The organism is Comamonas sp. Z3 (assembly GCF_008121565.1).
In the GTDB taxonomy this organism is placed as follows: Bacteria; Pseudomonadota; Gammaproteobacteria; order Burkholderiales; family Burkholderiaceae_C; genus Comamonas; species Comamonas brasiliensis.
In genome coordinates this window covers 140578-157803 of record NZ_VOQU01000008.1, presented here as the reverse complement: position 1 = coordinate 157803, position 17226 = coordinate 140578, and the positions used below count along the sequence as shown (strand labels likewise).

The 17226-nt window shown below is 63.7% G+C and carries 16 protein-coding genes; 8 read left to right on the top strand and 8 right to left on the bottom strand.

Translation table 11 applies throughout. From position 1 onward, the window contains the following. Positions 1 to 5: 5 nt before the first annotated feature. Both FSY59_RS22450 and FSY59_RS22445 read left to right on the top strand, forming a co-directional pair. A complete protein-coding gene (locus tag FSY59_RS22450; RefSeq protein WP_148729719.1) occupies positions 6 to 632 on the top strand; it encodes an FMN-binding negative transcriptional regulator in 627 nt (208 codons plus the stop codon). A 113-nt stretch (positions 633 to 745) separates the two neighbouring features. Next, complete coding sequence (locus FSY59_RS22445; protein ID WP_050873728.1) at positions 746 to 1627, top strand: M23 family metallopeptidase; 882 nt, start codon at positions 746 to 748, stop codon at positions 1625 to 1627. 112 nt (positions 1628 to 1739) lie between these two features. Here the strand turns inward: FSY59_RS22445 and FSY59_RS22440 are convergent, their stop codons facing one another. Continuing rightward, positions 1740 to 2246, bottom strand: a complete 507-nt coding sequence (locus tag FSY59_RS22440; protein ID WP_050785711.1) for a DUF2242 domain-containing protein — start codon at positions 2244 to 2246, stop codon at positions 1740 to 1742. A gap of 380 nt (positions 2247 to 2626) precedes the next feature. Here FSY59_RS22440 and FSY59_RS22435 point away from each other — a divergent pair, with 380 nt between their 5' ends. Continuing rightward, positions 2627 to 3460, top strand: a complete 834-nt coding sequence (locus FSY59_RS22435) for an META and DUF4377 domain-containing protein (RefSeq protein WP_003053279.1) — start codon at positions 2627 to 2629, stop codon at positions 3458 to 3460. Between the two features lie 420 nt (positions 3461 to 3880). Here the strand turns inward: FSY59_RS22435 and FSY59_RS22430 are convergent, their stop codons facing one another. After that, positions 3881 to 4228, bottom strand: coding sequence for a hypothetical protein (locus FSY59_RS22430; RefSeq protein WP_003053278.1), 348 nt, complete (start codon positions 4226 to 4228; stop codon positions 3881 to 3883). A gap of 344 nt (positions 4229 to 4572) precedes the next feature. Between FSY59_RS22430 and FSY59_RS22425 the strand changes: the two genes are divergently transcribed. Beyond that, entirely contained in the window at positions 4573 to 5868 is a 1296-nt protein-coding gene (locus FSY59_RS22425; RefSeq protein WP_003053277.1) for an MFS transporter, read from the top strand. A gap of 101 nt (positions 5869 to 5969) precedes the next feature. Here the strand turns inward: FSY59_RS22425 and FSY59_RS22420 are convergent, their stop codons facing one another. Both FSY59_RS22420 and rarD read right to left on the bottom strand, forming a co-directional pair. Then, positions 5970 to 6965 carry a diaminopimelate dehydrogenase gene (locus FSY59_RS22420; protein ID WP_003053276.1) on the bottom strand — a complete coding sequence of 332 codons (996 nt, stop codon included), beginning with the start codon at positions 6963 to 6965 and terminating at the stop codon, positions 5970 to 5972. A gap of 81 nt (positions 6966 to 7046) precedes the next feature. After that, a complete protein-coding gene (gene rarD, locus FSY59_RS22415; RefSeq protein WP_148729783.1) occupies positions 7047 to 7937 on the bottom strand; it encodes an EamA family transporter RarD in 891 nt (296 codons plus the stop codon). A gap of 200 nt (positions 7938 to 8137) precedes the next feature. Here rarD and FSY59_RS22410 point away from each other — a divergent pair, with 200 nt between their 5' ends. Next, complete coding sequence (locus tag FSY59_RS22410; RefSeq protein WP_003053274.1) at positions 8138 to 8890, top strand: pseudouridine synthase; 753 nt, start codon at positions 8138 to 8140, stop codon at positions 8888 to 8890. A 52-nt stretch (positions 8891 to 8942) separates the two neighbouring features. Here FSY59_RS22410 and FSY59_RS22405 read toward each other — a convergent pair whose 3' ends face one another. Continuing rightward, the gene (locus FSY59_RS22405) at positions 8943 to 9962 is read right to left on the bottom strand and encodes a DHH family phosphoesterase (protein ID WP_148729718.1); all 1020 of its coding nucleotides are present in this window, start codon (positions 9960 to 9962) and stop codon (positions 8943 to 8945) included. Positions 9963 to 10300: 338 nt separating this feature from the next. Here FSY59_RS22405 and FSY59_RS22400 point away from each other — a divergent pair, with 338 nt between their 5' ends. Next, a complete protein-coding gene (locus tag FSY59_RS22400; protein ID WP_043374045.1) occupies positions 10301 to 11500 on the top strand; it encodes a M20 aminoacylase family protein in 1200 nt (399 codons plus the stop codon). Positions 11501 to 11561: 61 nt separating this feature from the next. Here the strand turns inward: FSY59_RS22400 and FSY59_RS22395 are convergent, their stop codons facing one another. Together FSY59_RS22395 and ylqF are read right to left on the bottom strand one after the other, a co-directional pair. After that, entirely contained in the window at positions 11562 to 13847 is a 2286-nt protein-coding gene (locus FSY59_RS22395) for a bifunctional diguanylate cyclase/phosphodiesterase (protein WP_148729717.1), read from the bottom strand. Between the two features lie 159 nt (positions 13848 to 14006). Further along, complete coding sequence (gene ylqF, locus FSY59_RS22390) at positions 14007 to 14954, bottom strand: ribosome biogenesis GTPase YlqF (protein ID WP_043374048.1); 948 nt, start codon at positions 14952 to 14954, stop codon at positions 14007 to 14009. 123 nt (positions 14955 to 15077) lie between these two features. On the opposite strand from ylqF, the gene FSY59_RS22385 reads away from it, so the two are divergent. Together FSY59_RS22385 and FSY59_RS22380 are read left to right on the top strand one after the other, a co-directional pair. Beyond that, positions 15078 to 15302, top strand: a complete 225-nt coding sequence (locus FSY59_RS22385) for a hypothetical protein (RefSeq protein WP_148729716.1) — start codon at positions 15078 to 15080, stop codon at positions 15300 to 15302. Further along, positions 15299 to 15517, top strand: coding sequence for an oxidoreductase-like domain-containing protein (locus FSY59_RS22380; RefSeq protein ID WP_003053268.1), 219 nt, complete (start codon positions 15299 to 15301; stop codon positions 15515 to 15517). The genes FSY59_RS22385 and FSY59_RS22380 overlap by 4 nt, the downstream gene beginning before the upstream one ends. Before the next feature lie 17 nt (positions 15518 to 15534). Here the strand turns inward: FSY59_RS22380 and FSY59_RS22375 are convergent, their stop codons facing one another. After that, a complete protein-coding gene (locus tag FSY59_RS22375) occupies positions 15535 to 17196 on the bottom strand; it encodes a methyl-accepting chemotaxis protein (protein ID WP_255439677.1) in 1662 nt (553 codons plus the stop codon). Between the last annotated feature and the right edge of the window lie 30 nt (positions 17197 to 17226).

Genomic DNA, 17226 nt, shown 5'->3' with positions numbered 1-17226 from the left:
TCTTCATGTACAACCCCAGCCATTTCAAGGTCGACGACCCCACCGCCCTGCATGCCCTGATCCAGGCTCACCCGCTGGGTTGCCTGGTCACCCAGTCCGACGCGGGACTGGATGCCAATCACCTGCCGTTCGAGTTGCTGCAGGACGAGGATGGCTTGCTGCGCCTGATCGCCCACGTGGCACGCGCCAATCCTGTGTGGCAGCAGATCCGGGACGACAGCTCGGTGCTGGTGATCTTCCGTGCCGAGCAGGCCTATATCTCTCCCAGCTGGTATCCCAGCAAGCACGAGACCCACGAGCAGGTCCCGACCTGGAACTACCGTGTGGTTCATGCCCATGGCCGCATCAGCGTGCGCGATGATGAGAAGTTCGTGCGCGGCGTGGTGGGCCGACTCACCCGCCGCCACGAGGCCAGCAACAATGCCCAGACCCCATGGAAGATGAGCGACGCTCCGCCCGCCTATCTGCAGCGCATGCTCGGCGCCATCGTGGGCCTGGAAATTAGCGTCGACCGCCTGGATGCCAAATTCAAGCTGAGCCAGAACAAGCAGCAGCGCGACCGGCTCGGTGCAGTCCAGGCCCTGGAGCAGCGGGGACAGATGGACCTGGCCCGGAACATGCGCCAGCCCTGATCGCGCTGCCGGTCTTCAAGGCATAGCCAGCGTAAAGCTCACATGCCTGTATCGCCATTAGCTCCGCTATCGATAGCAATACAGCACAATGCCTGCACAACCCGATAAGCACCATGCCGACCGAAAAACTTACCAGCCCCTCTCTCCCGCCCGAACGCCGTCGCCTGCTGCAAAGGATGGCGCAAACAGCGCTGTTTGCCGCCGCACCGGCCTGGGCAGCACGCGGCGCCAGCTCGGACAGCGCGCTCTGGCCTCAGGACAGCCGGGTTCCCGGCGGCGTCGCGCGCCTGTCGCTGGGCCCGGCTTCCGCACGTCCCCTGGTCACGGCCGCTGAGGCCGAGGTTCTGGTGGTGGGCGACATGATCGAGTGGACCGCACTCGTGGGCATACCGCTTGCAATCACACCGGGTGAGCAAAGCGTTGGCGTGAAGACCGATGGCCGTTTGCGCACCATGAGCTTTACGGTGCGCGACAAACAGTATGTGGAGCAACGCCTCAAGGTCTCACCCAAGACGGTGGATCTGTCTGCCGAAGACAATGCCCGCTACGAACGCGAGGCCGCCCACCTGAAGACCGTGATGGCCACCTTCACCGAGCCGCCGCCTTCCGGCAGCCTGCACATGCGCGTTCCGGTGCCGGGCCGCCGCTCCAGCAGCTTCGGCCTGCGCCGCGTCTTCAACGGCCAGTCACGCAATCCACACAGCGGCATGGACATTGCAGCCCCCACGGGCACGCCGGTGCGTGCACCGCTGCCCGGCAAGGTGATCGATGTGGGCGACTATTTCTTCAACGGCGGCACGGTCTGGCTGGACCATGGCGGTGGCCTGCTCACCATGTACTGCCACCTGAGCCAGGTGGATTGCAAACCGGGCGACCAATTGCAGACAGGCGATGCCTTCTGCAAGGTCGGAGCCACCGGCCGCGTGACCGGTCCCCACCTGCACTGGAGCGTGATGCTGAACCGCGCCATGGTGGATCCGGCGCTGTTCATCTGAACGGATCTCGCCGACAAAAAAGCGGCTCCCGGAGCCGCTTTTGACTATTTTGCTATCAAATCAGGACATAAAACGCTTACCTACAAAGCGCTACAGACCGATTTAATCGAAACTATGGCGCATCCTGATCCTGCTTCAGATAGTTCTCCACCAGCTCGAAAAAACTGTCGTAGAAGCTGCGCTTGGAAATGGTCTCGCTGCCTACCTTGACCAGTGAATCGTTGCTGGAAGAAAACGGCAGCGACAGCGACCCCAGAGCGCTCACGCCCACGCTGGCCGAGGTTGCGCTCTTCTTGAGCGAATAGCGATCCTGCAGCGCGGTCGCGAAACCCAGGCTGACCAGACCGTCGCTGGTCTGCGGCACGCAGACCACACGGAAATTGATTTCCAGGTTGGTCTCTGTATTGGGCTGGAAGTTCTTGCGCCCTTCGATTAGCTCCTGCGTCCTGGCCGTGGCGATATAGCCCTGGCTCAGCAAGGCGCGGCGCGCGGCCTCGCAGGTCTGTGCCGGTGTCGCATCAAAGCCGCGGGAGAAGGTAGAACTGGAGTCGAAAGTCTCCTGCACCGGCATCTGCTGCGGCGCAGTGGCCGAGCAGGCGCCCAGCAGTCCCGCCAACATGCCAACAGCACCCAACCGCCCCCAATTCAGACCGAACAAAGCAACACCACCTAAGCGCACAGAAACTCCTTGATGCCCGGACCATATTCTCTTCAACAGCCCAAGCTTCGAAGCGTAGCAGCTTGGCAAAGGCTAATTTGACGAAGCGCTGTCTAGCCGTACGGATTTTTGCGATCTTTACCGGGCTTTCATCCTTCTGGTTTTGCCACTCCCGTCAGCGAGCTGCATTTGTTGACACTCTGAGGCCATGGAACCTCCAGACAATGACCAAGGTTGGGTTAAGGTCAGATACAACCCGCAGGGAACTGATATGGTCAGCCAGACTCTTTAAGTGCTGACACGGTTTGCCGTATTCCTCCATTCCCCAAAAAGGAAACCCTATGAAATTTCGCTGGACCTGGTGCCTTCCCCTTGTTGCTTCCATGACGCTCGCCGCCTGCGGTACGACAGGCGGCGGCGGTGCAGGCAAGCCCGGCCCCTCCGGCCCTACAGGCCCCGCAGGTGATGCCACATCGCTGACCGCCTATCACTGGAAGCTGCAGCAGGCCTACACGCCTGCCGGCAATGAGGACCAGAGCTGGTTCCTGAGCTCCAGCCAGGCCCCCATCGAGCTGGACTTTGTGGACCAGCGCGTCGTCGTCAAGAATCTGTGCAACGTCATCTCGTCGGCCTACAGCATCGAAGGCCAGCGCATCAATCTGCAACGCGGCATGAGCACCTTGCGTGCCTGCAACGACAACCAGCTGATGATGCTGGAGCAGCAGGTCGCGCGCATTCTGCCCACGGCCAAGCAGTGGAACGTGCAGCTCGGCGGCTCCGCCGCAGAGCAGCCTCGCCTGACGCTGCAGTTCATCGACGGCACGCGCTGGCAGCTCAACGGCAAGCCCACCGCCCAGACCCAATACGGCAGCGCGCCCGAGCGCATCTTTCTGGAAGTGGCCCCCGAGCGCAAGGCCTGCAGCCATGGCGTGATCAAGGACTACCAATGCCTGCAGGTGCGTGAAATCCGCTATGGCGACAACGGCGTCAAGACCTATACCGGTCAGTGGGAAAACTTCTACAGCGAGATCGAAGGCTACAAGCATGAAGCCGGCGTGAGCAATGTGCTGCGCATCAACCGCTTCAAGCGCCAGAACGTGCCCGCCGACGCATCGAGCTATGTCTATGTGCTGGACATGGTGGTGTCTTCGGCCATCGCCGACAAGCGCAAATAAGCCAGAACTCTGGCACCGAAAAGCCGGCCATGGTGCCGGCTTTTTTGCATTCTCATGCGCCGATGTTTCACGCCCCACGCGCATCCATCACGGTTTGCTGCCGGATGCGATTTTCGTTTGGCCATAGCCACTTAGAGTGGCATTGCCTGAACGCAACCGCTCGGCAAGCACGATGGCAGGTTATGCCCAGCGACTGTGGAGCCGCCTGTGGACAAACCTCGGGAAAACGGGGCAAAGCCGCACCGGCGCTAGCTTGGGCCGCAGCGATCAAAAAATACGCAGCGTCCGGTGGTCCTTTGATGTTTCACGGACAAAAACCGACATCGTTCGGATGTCGGCAAGAGAGGAAGACACTGACCTCTCACACACTCTTCGAGCTGAGCCCTGCCTGCGCTGCATGCCGGGCAGGAGCCGGCAGATTCAACGCAGGCGGAAGCGGCCTTCGACAAACATGGAGGAACGATGACCGGATTCGCACTGGTTGTCGGCATAGGACCAGAAGGCCTGCACCGTGCCTTTGGCCGAATCGATGACCTGGCTTACCGTGAAGCCGGTTTTCTCGATCCAGTTCAGAAAATGCAGATGGTCGCTGAGTTGCAGATAGCTGAGATTCTCGCAACCCTCGGAGATATGCCCCTGCGAGTCCACCACGCGCCAGCGCATCTGCCCGCTGGCGGTGTAGCGGACCTGGGCCTGACTGTCCGGGAATTCAATGACTGCTTCGCGGCCCAGAAGAGTTCCTGCGTATTGCATCGAAAGCATGGACATGATGTCACTCCTTGAGAGAAAGCTTCGCTATTCATAAAGCAAAACCGTTTGCGTGAAGCTATGATGACTCCGCGCCGTTTTTTTGCGTGTGGGAAAGTGACTCATGCCTTCGTCGGTAAACATTTTTTGACAAACAAGGCTTCTCTCCTGCACGGCTTGACGGCCAATCCGCAGCCTGATTGCCGGATACGAACTGCAGCAGAGGTGAATGCTCATGGCGGGCACAAGTTGTGCAGAAAACAAGGCGATCGCGCATACTCGGCCCTCTGACCTTTCTGGTCGCCGAGGCAGGAAGCCCGCCCAGGCCGTCCCCAGCCTCCCCGGCCGCATTCACGGATCTCACCTTGTCCAGCCCCGTCCCACCCTGCGTCCCCCAGGCCTCCACCGTTGCGCCCTTGCGCGACCCCGCTTTTGTCAATTTCGTGCTGGCACGCATGCTGGCCATGTTTGCCCAGCAGATGCAGGCCGTGGTGGTGGCCTGGCAGGTCTACGACATCACACGCGAGCCGCTGTCTCTGGCCTATGTGGGGCTGGCGCAGTTCCTGCCCATGGCGGGCCTGCTGATTCCCGCCGGTGACCTCAGCGACCGCATGAGCCGCAAACGCCTGCTCGGCATCAGCTGGCTGGTGGCTGCGGTGTGCTCGGGACTGCTGTGGCTGCTGGCCGAGAGCGGAGCGCACGATGTGCACTGGATCTACGCCGTGCTGGTGCTGTTTGGCTGCAGCCGGGCGTTCAGCGGACCAGCGCTGCAAAGCCTGCTGCCGCAGATCGTCGCCCGCGAGCAGCTGGCCAAGGCCCTGGCCACCAACAGCATGCTGATGCGCATCTCGGCGATTGCCGCTCCCGTGCTAGGCGGCCTGCTCTATGCACTCGGTGGCGGCGTGCTGACCTATGCGGTCTGCGGCATCGCCCTGATTCTGGGCGCGGTCCTGCTGAGCCAGGTCCCCGTGCGCTTTGCCAGCCCCAAGATCGGCATCGACGGGCAAACCACCATGTGGCAGCGTTTTGCCGAAGGCCTGCATTTCATGCGCACCCGCCCTATCATCCTGGGCACCATCTCGCTCGATCTGTTTGCCGTGCTGCTGGGCGGCGTGGTGGCATTGCTGCCCGTCTATGCACACGAGGTGCTGCAGGTCGGCCCGCAAGGCCTGGGCCTGCTGCGCTCCTCGATGGCCGCGGGCGAGGTCTGCATGGGCCTGTGGCTGGCGTCTCGCCCCATCAACCGCCGCGTGGGCAAGGTGATGTTTGCAGCCGTGGCCGTGTTCGGACTGGCCAACCTGGTGTTTGCGCTCTCGCACTGGTTTGTGCTGTCCATGCTGGCCTTGGCCGTGGCCGGTGCAGCCGATATGGTCAGCGTCTATATCCGAGGCGCACTGGTGCAGTTTTCCACACCCGACCATATGCGCGGCCGCGTGAATGCGGTGAACATGCTGTTCATCGGCTCTTCCAACGAGCTCGGCGAGTTCCGCGCGGGCAGCAGCGCCTCCTGGTTCGGAGCGGTTCCTGCTGCCATTCTGGGCAGCCTGTGCACGCTGGGCGTGGTGGGTGGCTGGATGACGCTGTTCAAGCCGCTGCGCGATGTGGACAGGCTAGAGGATGCCGCGCGCGCGAGCGGTGTCGCCGGCCCTGCAGCCACTTGAGCCAGCCTGGCTGACGGCGATTCATCGATCGGCGCTGCAGCCTGTTCCCATCAAAAAAGCCTCGCCGGTGTCGCGAGGCTTTTTTTCAGGGCTGCAGGGGTTTACAGCAGCTCGGCGCGCAGCTGGTCGGCGCTCTTGGGCGAGAGCAGACCGGGGGCCACGTCAAACACGGTCTTGCCGCCGTGCTGGCCGCTCTGGGCCATGCGGTGCACGGCACGGGCATAGGCCACCAGCACGCTGGAAGTGAACTCGGGGTTGCTGTCCAGCTGAAGACGGTATTCGATGACCTGCCTGTTCTCGGCACTGGTGTTGCCGCTGCGGATCACAAAGCCGCCATGGGGCATGCGGGCATGGTCGCGGGCCAGTTCCTCGGCACTGATGAAGTGGACCGTGGTGTCGTACTGGTCGAAGTAGTGAGGCATTTCCACGATGGTCTTGCGCACGGCCTCGGCATCGGCCCCCTGCTTGAGCACCACATGGCATTCACGCTGGTGCTTTTCGCGGGTGGACAGTTCGGGGCGCACGCCGGAGCGCACCTTGTCGACCGCCTCCTGCACGGGGATGGTGTACTGCACGCCACCGGCCACGCCTTCCACGCGGCGGATGGCATCGGAATGGCCCTGGCTCAGGCCCTTGCCCCAGAAGGTGTAGGTGGCGCCGTCAGGCAGCAGGGCTTCGCCGAGCACACGGTTGATGGAGAACATGCCCGGGTCCCAGCCGGCCGAGATCAGGGCCGTGCACTGTCCGCCCCGGGCAGCCTTGTCCACATTGGCAAAGTGCTCGGGGATGCGGGCATGGGTGTCAAAGCTGTCGACCAGATTGAAATGGGCTGCCAGCTCGGGCGCCTGCGTGGGCAGATCGTCCTTGGAGCCGCCGCAGAGAATCAGCACGTCGACCTGGCCTTTGTGCGACAGCAAGGCGTCCATGGAGTGCACGGACGTGCCTGCATCCAGGGGCTTGAGTCCGGAAGGGTCGCGTCGGGTGTAAATCCCCTTGAGCTGCATATCGGGGTTCCTGGCGACAGCAGCTTCCACGCCGCGGCCCAGATTGCCGTAACCGACGATAGCAACGCGGATAGGGGATGGGGTCGATGCCATGACGAGCAGTTCCTTCAAAGAAAACAAAGCTTCCATTATTGCCCTGCGATGCACCAATCTGGGGCAACAACTCCGGCACTCTCAGTCCGATGTGTGTGAACGCCCACGCCATGAATGCAGCAGGCCGTCGAGGATCAGCAGGCCCACGGCGGCAAAGATCAGCGCGTAGCTGGTCTGCTGCTGCGGCTCCATGCTCTCGCCCAGCAGCCAGGCCACCACGACCAGCAGGACGGGTTCCACATAGGACAGCAGTCCGAACAGACCCAGCGGCAGCCAGCGACTGGCAATCATGTACAGCGCCAGCGCCACGGCGCTGACCATGCCCAGCAAGGGCAGCAGGGCCCATAGCATCGGATGGCCCGCCACCAGCGGCCAGCTGCCGGGCGCACGCAACGTGAAGCCGACGGCCACCGGCACCAGCAGGGCCATGTCGATCCAATGACCGGCCAAGGTATCGGTCTGCAGCCAGCGACGCAGCGAGAAATACACCGTGTAACCCAGCGCCACCACCCAGGTCTCCCAGGACATGCCGCCCGCCTGCCAGAACTCGTGTGCCACGCCCGCAGCCGCCACCAGCGTGGCCAGGCCCTGGCCGGGCGTCAGGCGCTCGGCAAACAGCAAGCGCCCGGCCACGACCATCACCAGCGGCAGCAGGAAATAGCCCAGCGACACCGGCAGCGCACGCCCGTTCATGGGTGCCCACATGAAAATCCAGAGCTGCACGCCCAGCAGCACCGAGCTCAGCACCAGCAGCAGTCCAAAGCGGGGCTGGGCCAGGGCTCGCGCCAGCAAGGCGCGTACCGCCGCCACCTCCTTGAGAGCGAACAGCAGGGCCGTGGTGAAGGGCAGCGTCACCAGCACGCGCCAGCCAAAGATCTGCTCGCCATCGAGCGGGGCGAGAAAAGGCGAGAGGTAATACAGCGAAGCGAACAGCACGGACGCGAGTACCGAAACCACCACGCCCTTGAACATCACAGACACAAGATCAAGCCTCCAATTGGCTGCCAGCCCTGATCCGTCATGCGCTGGCAGCAGTCCCCAAAAATGGGCCGGCGTCGAGCGGCCCGCACCGATTCTCGGCCAAGGCGCGGCCTGCCTTCAGGCAGACCCTCGTCAGCAAAGCTTTGCGCTGTGCGCTAGAGTGCGGCTCGCCCTGTACTGCTGCCCTCTTCATGCCCGACGCCGCCCACAATCCCTTTTTGCATATCCTCTGGCAGGACGAGCATCTGGTCGCGGTCTACAAACCCGCCGGCTGGCTGGTGCACCGCACAGGGCTGGATGCGCACGAGACCCGCTTTGTCATGCAGACGCTGCGTGACCAGCTGGGCCGCCATGTCTGGCCCGTGCACCGGCTGGACAAGGGCACTTGCGGCGTGCTGCTCATGGCGCTGAACAAGGAAGCGGCCCAGGCCCTGGCGGCCCGCTTTGCAGCCCATGAAACCCGCAAGGAATATCGGGCCCTGGTGCGCGGCTGGCTGCCCGAAGTGGTGGAAGTCGATCATCCCCTCAAGCCCGACGATGCGCCCGAGGATGCTCCTGTGCAGGAGGCGCACACGCGCCTGCGCTGTCTGGCACGCCTGTCCTGGCCCGAAAGCTGGGACGGCCGGCACCCCGAGACCCGCATCAGTCTGGTCGAGGCCCTGCCCACCACGGGCCGCCGACACCAGATCCGCCGCCACCTCAAGCATGTGGCCCACCCCATCATCGGCGACGCCACCCACGGCAAGGGTCCGCTGAACCGCTGGTGGGCCGAACGCCTGGGTCAGCAGCGGCTGTGGCTGCATGCCAGGGCACTGGAGATCGCCCACCCTGTGAGCGGCCAGCTCCTGCGCTTCGAGGCCGACTGGTCCGCCCTGCCCCAGGTACAGGAAGCGCAGGACTGGCAAAAGCTGCTGGCCCTGCCGGGCTGGCAGCCAAGGCCATAAAAATAGCTTTCAGCCCTTATATATCAATCACTGACAGCTATTATTTTTGCAATCACTCAGACTTGGGCGTGGCACGAACCCACCTGCCTTCCTCGTCGAACTGCAGGCTGGGTGCGGCCACAAACTCGTATTGCGCCTCGGGATCGGCCTTGAGCTCGCCCTGCAGCAACTCCACCAGACGCTCGTTGCCCATCTTGAAGCCACAGGCCTGGGCGTGACCACCACCGCCAAAGCTCTCGGCCAGAGGAATGCAGTTGAACTCCGAGCGCGAGCGCAGGCCCACCTTGGTGCCCTTGTGATTGGCATGCCACATCAGCGCAAAGCTGCCGCTCTGGCGCGCCAGCAGGTCGCCCACCTGGCTGTGGAACATGCCGGGGCAGTTGACCATCAGGCCCTGCCTGCCGTTGAACACCAGTACCTGGGCGCCGTCGGCGATATCGGCGCAGAGCTTCTGGAATTTCTCGTCCATGGCACCGCCGCGGGCCATGTAGACGGCTTCCTGCTCGGGCGTGAAGGCCGCGATCTCGGCCCAGCGCTCGAAGCTGCGCACGGGCTCCATGTCCAGGGCGGCCAGAAAGGCCGCACTTTCGGGGAACTCCCATTTCCAGATGTCGCGGTCCTCGATGTAGCGGATCAGGCCGGGCACGGGCTTGTCGGCCTGGAAAAACTCCCAGGCCAGGCGTGCGCCGGACTTGTTCATATCGAAATGGATCACGCCGCACTGGCACTGGTAGCCGCTGAGCTTCTCGGCCGCGCTCTTGTGGTGGTCCAGCACCACGAGCTTGGCCACGCGCGACTCGATCTCGGCCATCAGTGCGGGCTCGAAGGCGAAGTCCAGCACATAGACGGCGCGGCCGGCCAGCTCGCCCAGGTCGTCGGCCGTCTGAATCTCGCCGTGGTCCAGGCCGCGAAACTCGGCCTGACCTTCATAGAACAGCCAGGCCGCCAGCGCCGCGCCAAAACCGTCGGGGCAGCGACGGCCATGGTAGAGGATGAGGGGATTGGGATCGTTGCGATCGGGACGCACCAGCAGCTGCTGGAACAGGGAGGTTTTGGCGTTCTGTGCGGTCATAAGCCCTTATTTTCGCCGTTTGCGCCCGGGCAGGCTGCTGCGCAGGACATTGCCGCTGCATCAGACCGCTGCTAGAGCCGCTGCCCGGGCCCGCCAAAACAGGTCTGACGGGACATTCGCCCCCGAGCGCCACAGAGATCGGGCCTGGTGAGTCACCGCTTGCTTTTTTCTCAGTTAGCACAAACGCTGAAATCCCTGATTTCGGTATCTACCTAAGCCCCCACTCCTCGCGTACGCCTATGATGGGGGTCTTGCTATTGAAATGCTGCGGTCACCGGCAGGCCCGCGACGCTTGCCTGCCACGACAGTTACAGCGCTGGGTGCTCCGCGGCCCCTGTATGCGATCTACACCCGATATCACTCCTCACCTCGGTACGCTGCTCAGTTTTCGCCGCGACCTGCATGCCAATCCTGAGCTCAAGTACGAAGAGCACCGCACCGGCGACAAGGTCGCGGCATACCTCACGGCCCTGGGCCTGACCGTGCATCGTGGCCTGGGCCAGACTGGCGTCGTCGCCAGCATCTACGGCAAGGGCCGCAGCAAGGACAACCCCGGTCGCAGCATCGGCATCCGCGCCGACATGGATGCCCTGCCCGTCACGGAAATCAACTCCTTCGAGCACATCAGCCAGAACAAGGGCCGCATGCATGCCTGCGGCCACGACGGTCACACCACCATGCTGCTGGGAGCCGCCACCACGCTGTCGCAGCAGCCCGACTTTGACGGCACGGTGCACCTGATCTTCCAGCCCGGCGAAGAAGGCGGTGCCGGCGCCAAGGCCATGATGGATGACGGCCTGTTCGAAAAATTCCCCTGCGAGGCCGTGTTTGCGCTGCACAACTGGCCCTCGCTGCCGGCCGGCCAGATGGCCGTGCGTGTCGGCCCCATCATGGCCTCCACCCTGCGCTTCCAGATCAAGGTGCACGGCAAGGGCGGCCACGCCGCCATGCCCCACACCACGCTGGACCCGATTCCCGTGGCCTGCGCCATCGTCAGCCAGCTGCAGACCCTGGTCTCACGCAGCACCGACCCCCTGGATTCGGCCGTGCTCACCGTAGGCAAGATCACCAGCGGCACCGTGGAAAACATCATTCCCGATGACGCCATCATCGCCGGCACCGTGCGCACCCTGAAGAAGGAAACGCGCGAGATGTTCATTGAAGGCATCAAGCGCATCAGCGAGCATGTGGCCGCTGCCCACCAGTGCAGCGCCGAGTTCACGCTGCGCCCCGGCTCCTATCCCAACACCACCAACCATGCCCGCGAAGCCAAGTTCATGGCCACCGTGATGCGCGAGGCAGTGGGTGAGGACAAGGCCTTTGACGACGTCTTGCCCGCCATGACCTCGGAGGACTTCGGCTTCATGCTCGAGGCCGTGCCCGGTGCCTATGGCTGGATCGGCAACGGTCCTGCCAACGGCCAACCCGGCGTGAGCCTGCACAATCCGGCCTACGACTTCAACGATGACAACATCGGCCGCGGCTCCCGGTTCTGGGATCTGCTGGCGCGTCGCTACTTCGAGCAGCCGGCAGCCTGATCACGGCCAGCCACGCCATTCATCGCTGAAAGCCCTCAACCAGCAATGGTTGCGGGCTTTTTCACGTCTTGACATCCGTATCGGGCTCACCCAGTACCTCGACCTGCCAGCGCTGCTGAGGCATGGGCATCCCGAGCAGCATGCCCTGCAGCACGATGTCCGGGTTCCATCGCGTCAGCTGCAGCGCCTGCTCGGACAGCTCCACGCCTTCGGCCACCACGCGCAGCTGCAAGCGGTGCGCCACCAGCAGCATGGCCTCCACCAGAGCCGCGTCCTTTTCGGAGCGATGGCTGCCGCTGACGAAGCTCCTGTCGATCTTGAGCTCCTGGATCGGCAGATGCTGCAGGCTGTACATGCTGGAATAGCCGGTGCCGAAGTCATCGAGAGAGATCTCTATGCCCAGGCCACGCAAGGCCAGCATGCGCCGGCGCGCCTGGTCCAGATCCCGCAGCAAGGTGCCTTCGGTGATCTCCAGCGTCAGCTGGCGCGCATTGGCACCGGTCTCCCTCAGTATCTTGTCCAGCGTGGCCATGAAGTCCTCATGCCCGAACTGCTGGGCGCTGACGTTGACCGACAGACGCAGACCGCGCTCTGCCATTGCCGGTCTCGCCAGCAGCGTACAGGCCTGACGCAGCACCCAGTCACCCAGACGCACGATGAGCTCGGACTCCTCGGCCACCGGAATGAACTCTCCCGGACTGACCAGCCCCCACTCCGGATGCTGCCAGCGCACCAGCGCCTCGGCGCCCACACAGCGGCCGCGCGCATCGGTCTGGCTCTGCAGATAAAGGCGCAGCTCGCCCTGGGAGATGCCGTGGTACAGATCCTTGGCAATGCGCACGCGCCGGTAGACATCCTGAGCCATGCGCGGCTCGAACAGCACCACGCTGCCCGGCCCGCCCTGCTTGGCCTCATGCAGGGCCACGCTGGCAAAGCGCAGCACGTCATGGCTGTTGCCGCCCTTGAGGGCCGGCTCCAGCACCGCGCCGCCTATGCAGCAGCTGACAAACTCGGTCTCGATCCAGCTGTTGAGGGAAAACGGCTTCTGCAAGGCCTTCTTCAGGGTCAGCGCGTACTGCTGCAGCTGCTCCTCCACGCCCTGGGCATGCTTGTGCAGGCTATCGAAAACGATGGCGAATTCGGCAGCCGCGATACGCGCAATCCAGGCATCGTCAGGCAGCGCCTCGACCAGTCTGGCCCCCATGGCCTGCACCAGCTCGTCGCTGTGCTGCATGCCATGCACATCGTTGAAAACGGAAAAACGATCCACATCCAGAAGCAGCAGGCCATGGCAGGCATCCTGGCGGGCCAGGTTCAGCTCGCGCAGATGCAAGGTCAGCGAATGGCGGTTGGGCAGGCCCGTGAGCGGGTCCAGATAGACCAGGTCATGGATGCGGCGCTCGGCCAGCACGCGCTCGGAGAGATCGCGCTTGAGCTCCACATAGTTGACGACCTCGCCCTGCGGCGTACGAATCGGTGTCACCAGCACCGATTCGCGCAAGGCCTCGCCCTTGCTCGTGCGATTGGTCATCTCGCCGCGCCACAGCGTGCCCGTGGCCAGTTGCTTGAGCGCGCGCTGACGATGACTGCGGTCCATGCCCATGGTAGAGACCAGCTCGGTCGACTGGCCGAGGACCTGTTCGCGCGCATAGCCCGAGCGGCTCAGGAAGGCCTCGTTGACATACACGACCTTCAACTGGGGATCGGTGATGACGATGCTCTCCGGGTTCTGCTCGACCGCCCGGTAGAACTTGCGCAGCTCGTTCTGGCTGGCCTCCAGTGCCGCCAGCGTTTCCATGCTTTTCTGCACGCGTCGTCCCAGGCTGGCCCTGGCCTGCAGGCAAATGATGAGCACCAGCATCATCATGCCCACCACATGGATCAGTGCCAGCAGGTGCTCGGTTGCCGACAGCGCCGCAGCCGGCATGCCGATCTGGGGCGCCAGCCACCACAGGGCGGCGACGACCAAGGTGGACAGGCCCAGCATCGCCAAGGCGGCACGCGTGCCCTGCACCCAGACCGCGACCACCAGCCAGGCTGGGAAAGCCATCACGGCGGGCCCGTAAAGCCCTCCCGTGTGCCAGGCCCAGAGCAGGCTCAGCAGCCAGTTTCCCCAGACAAAACAGGACACGGCCCAGGCCCATTTCCTGGTCTTGGCCAGCCCCATGCACAGCAGCGACAGCAGCATGACGCCGCCGGACAGCGCCAGATCCACGTCATCCACCGCGGGTGCCAGCAACCAGACCAGACTCATCATGGCGCCCAGGACCCACATCCAGAGACAGCCCAGCCACACCATGCGACGCATGGGCAACCGGTATCTGGTCTCGACAAAATGACGCCGCATGCAAGCCCTTTAGCATTCAGACTGGATGATGAATGCTAGGGGCAGTTGCCAATTAGTTCAATCGCCCTGGCAAGTCTGATTCAGAAAATCTGTACGCTAGGCCAGCCGGCCCAATGCCATCTGCCTGCGCCGCCCGGGGGCCGGGCGTTAGCCGCAAGCTCAGGGCTGCCGGCGGCGCGCGCTTCGGCGCGCCTTGGTCTGGGCGTCCTTTCTGGCCTGGCGCTCCGCATCCTTTTGCTGGCCCTCGGCAAGCCAGGCCTCAAATTCGGCTGGTGTCTCCAGCGTGATGCGGCCAATGCTCACATCGCGGAAGTCCGTCAGCACCAGCTCGGCCGCCTTTTGCAGATTCACGCGGCCGCCGCTCATCACGGCACCGCGCTTCTTGCCGATCAGCGTCAGCAACTCATCGTCGTGCAGTGCAGCGATCTCCTGGGCCGAAATGCCCAGCTTGTAGCGCGCCTCCAGCATGGGGGCATAGTGCTTCTGCAGATACAGCAGCAGCTCCAGCGCCACCAGGTCTTCGTCATAGGCATTGCGCCCCACGGCACCGCTGGCAGCCAGGTTGTAGCCGCTTTTCTCCACGATGATGCGCGGCCACAGCATGCCCGGCGTGTCCCAGAGGTAGAAATCGTCGGCCAGCACGATGCGCTGCTCCAGCTTGGTCACACCGGCCTCGTTGCCGGTCTTGGCCTGGGTCTTGCCGCTCATGGAGTTGATCAGCGTGGACTTGCCCACATTGGGCACGCCGCAGATCAGCACGCGCATGGGCTTGGCCAGACCGCCGCGCGCGGGCGCCAGCAGCTTGCACTGCTCGATCAGTCGCTTGGTGGGCGCCGGCTCCGAGGCGTCCAGCCCAATGGCGCGGGTCTCGCTCTGGGCGTTGTACCAGTCCATCCAGGCCTTGGTCTGTACCGGATCGGCCATGTCCTGCTTGTTGAGTATCTTCAGGCGCGGCTTGTGGCCCGTCATCTCCTGCAGCAGGGGATTGGCGCTGGAGCCAGGCAGGCGCGCATCCAGAACCTCGATGACCACATCGATTTCCTTGACGCGCTCCGTGATGGCCTGACGCGTCAGATGCATGTGACCGGGAAACCATTGGATGGCCATAGCGCAGATCTTTCTTGTTGTGCGGGGTGTGGGCACGCAATCGGCACAAACACCCTTTTATGTCGGTGAATTCAGGCGCGCAAGGATAATCTGCCTCTGCCTTTCTGACCTGTCCGCTCGCTTATGCCCCTGCCATCCGCCCCCCAAAAGCCCAAATCGCACAACGAAATCCTGATCAAAGGCCTGACGATTGCGCTGATCGGCATCATCATCTTGCTGGCTCCGGTGTTCAAGCCCGAAAGCGGCATCGCCCAGCTGTTTGCCCAGTCCCACATCGTGGGCTGGTTCGCCCTGGTGCTGGGTCTGGCATTCATAGCCCAGTTTCTCTGGGTTCGCTTCAGGAAATGAGCGATGCGGCCCTGCTGCAGCCGCTGACCCAGGCTCGCAGCCAGATCGCGCTCTGGCAGCAGCGCGCCGCGGCAGCGGAGGTGACGCTGCGCCAGCCGCCACCCGAGCCCACGAGCTGCTGCGGGCGCGGTTGCAACGGCTGCGTCTGGGAAGGCTATTACGGTGCGCTGTCTTTCTGGCTGGAGGATGCGTCCGAAGCCCTGAGCGCAGGCTGAAACCAGGCTGCCGGAACTTATGCCGTTTCGGCTTCCAGCGCAGGCAGGGTGCGCGGATGAGCCTCATCTTTCATAGCATCATCATCGAAATCGATATCGACGATCTCGTTGCCCAGCGACTGGTAGCTGACCCGGAAACGCCCTGCCCCGGCCTCCAGTCGCTGCGCCTGATGGAATAGCTCGCGCGCCGCCGCACTGGACTCCGCCACCAGACCCGCGTTCTGGCTGGTCATATGGTCCAGGGCCTGCACCGCCTCGCTGATCCTGGCAATGCCCTGGTTCTGCGCCTGGGCCGCCTCAGTGATCGATGCGATCAGACCGCTGACCGTGCGCACATCGCGCACGATATGCTCCATGCGCTGACCGGCCTGCAGCGCCAGTGTCTGGCCCGACTTCATCTGCCGGGTGGAATGGTCCATCAGCTGGCGGATCTGCTTGGCCGCTTCGGCACTGCGCTGGGCCAGCTCGCGCACCTCGGCTGCCACCACGGCAAAGCCGCGGCCCTGGGTTCCGGCCCGCGCCGCCTCCACTGCAGCGTTCAGCGCCAGGATATTGGTCTGGAAGGCAATTCCGTCTATCACTCCCACAATGGCGGCCACCTGCTGGCTGCTCTGAGCCATGTGCTCCATGTTGCGCACCACCTCCTGCACCACGCTGCCGCCGCTGGCCGCCGCCTCGGCAGCGCTGCGCGCACTCTGGTCGGCATGGCGCGCACTGTCGGCAGAATGGGTGACCAGGGTGACCATGTTTTCTATGCTGCTGACCGTGGCCTTGAGCTGCTCTGCCGCATGGGCCGTGCGATCGGAGAGGTCGCTATTGTCCTGCGCCATCTGGCTGGATGCAGCGGCCACGGCTTCCACGCCGCCCTGCACCTCGCCCACCAGACCCCGCAGCTGACGCGTCATCAGCGCCAGCGACTGCATGAGCCGACCCAGCTCGTCGCTGCGCCCCGTTGACGGTGGCGTAAAACTCAGATCGCCTGCCGCAATGGTCTGCGCCAGCTGTACGGCCTCGCTCAGGGGAGTGGTGATGGAGCGAATCGTCGCCAGCGACAGCAGCGCCCCCACCAGCCCCATGAACAGGCCCACACCCATGGCCATGCGCTTGGCGACAGCGGTTTGCTCGCGCCCCTGCTGCTCGGCATCCAGGCGCTGCTGCTGCTGGGCCTCGACAAAGGCATCCTGGGCCTGGACATAGCGCCTGGATGCCGGGATCAGTTGCTCGTCCACCAGCTTCTGCGCCTCCCAGGCCTTGCCCAGGTCGCGCGCCTGATAGGCCTCTTCATAGATATCGAGCACGGCCTTGCGCTCCTGCTCCACCTTGGTCAGCCCGCCCCGATCCACCTCGTTCTGCGCATCGGCCCGCACCTGCTGCTGCAGACCTGCGGCCTGCTGCATCAACCCGCGCGCTTTCTGCGAGAGCTGAGCGATCAGATGCTCTTCCGACGAGAGCACGCTGGCCAGCGCTGCCTCCACACTCTGCAGTGTCAGCGCCTGCCAGCGCAGTGCTAGATTGATGCGCTTGTCCGTGGCCTGAACGGCTGCGCTGACCCGCTGCTCCACATTCTGCAAATAGCCGAACAGGCCGCCTGCCACCAGCACATTGCACAGCAACAGCCCCAGGAACAAGGCCCACATCTTGCGAGCCACCGAAAGGTTCTGGAATTTCTTCAACAACATGAGCACACCGCCGATCAAGCGCGGAGCGCA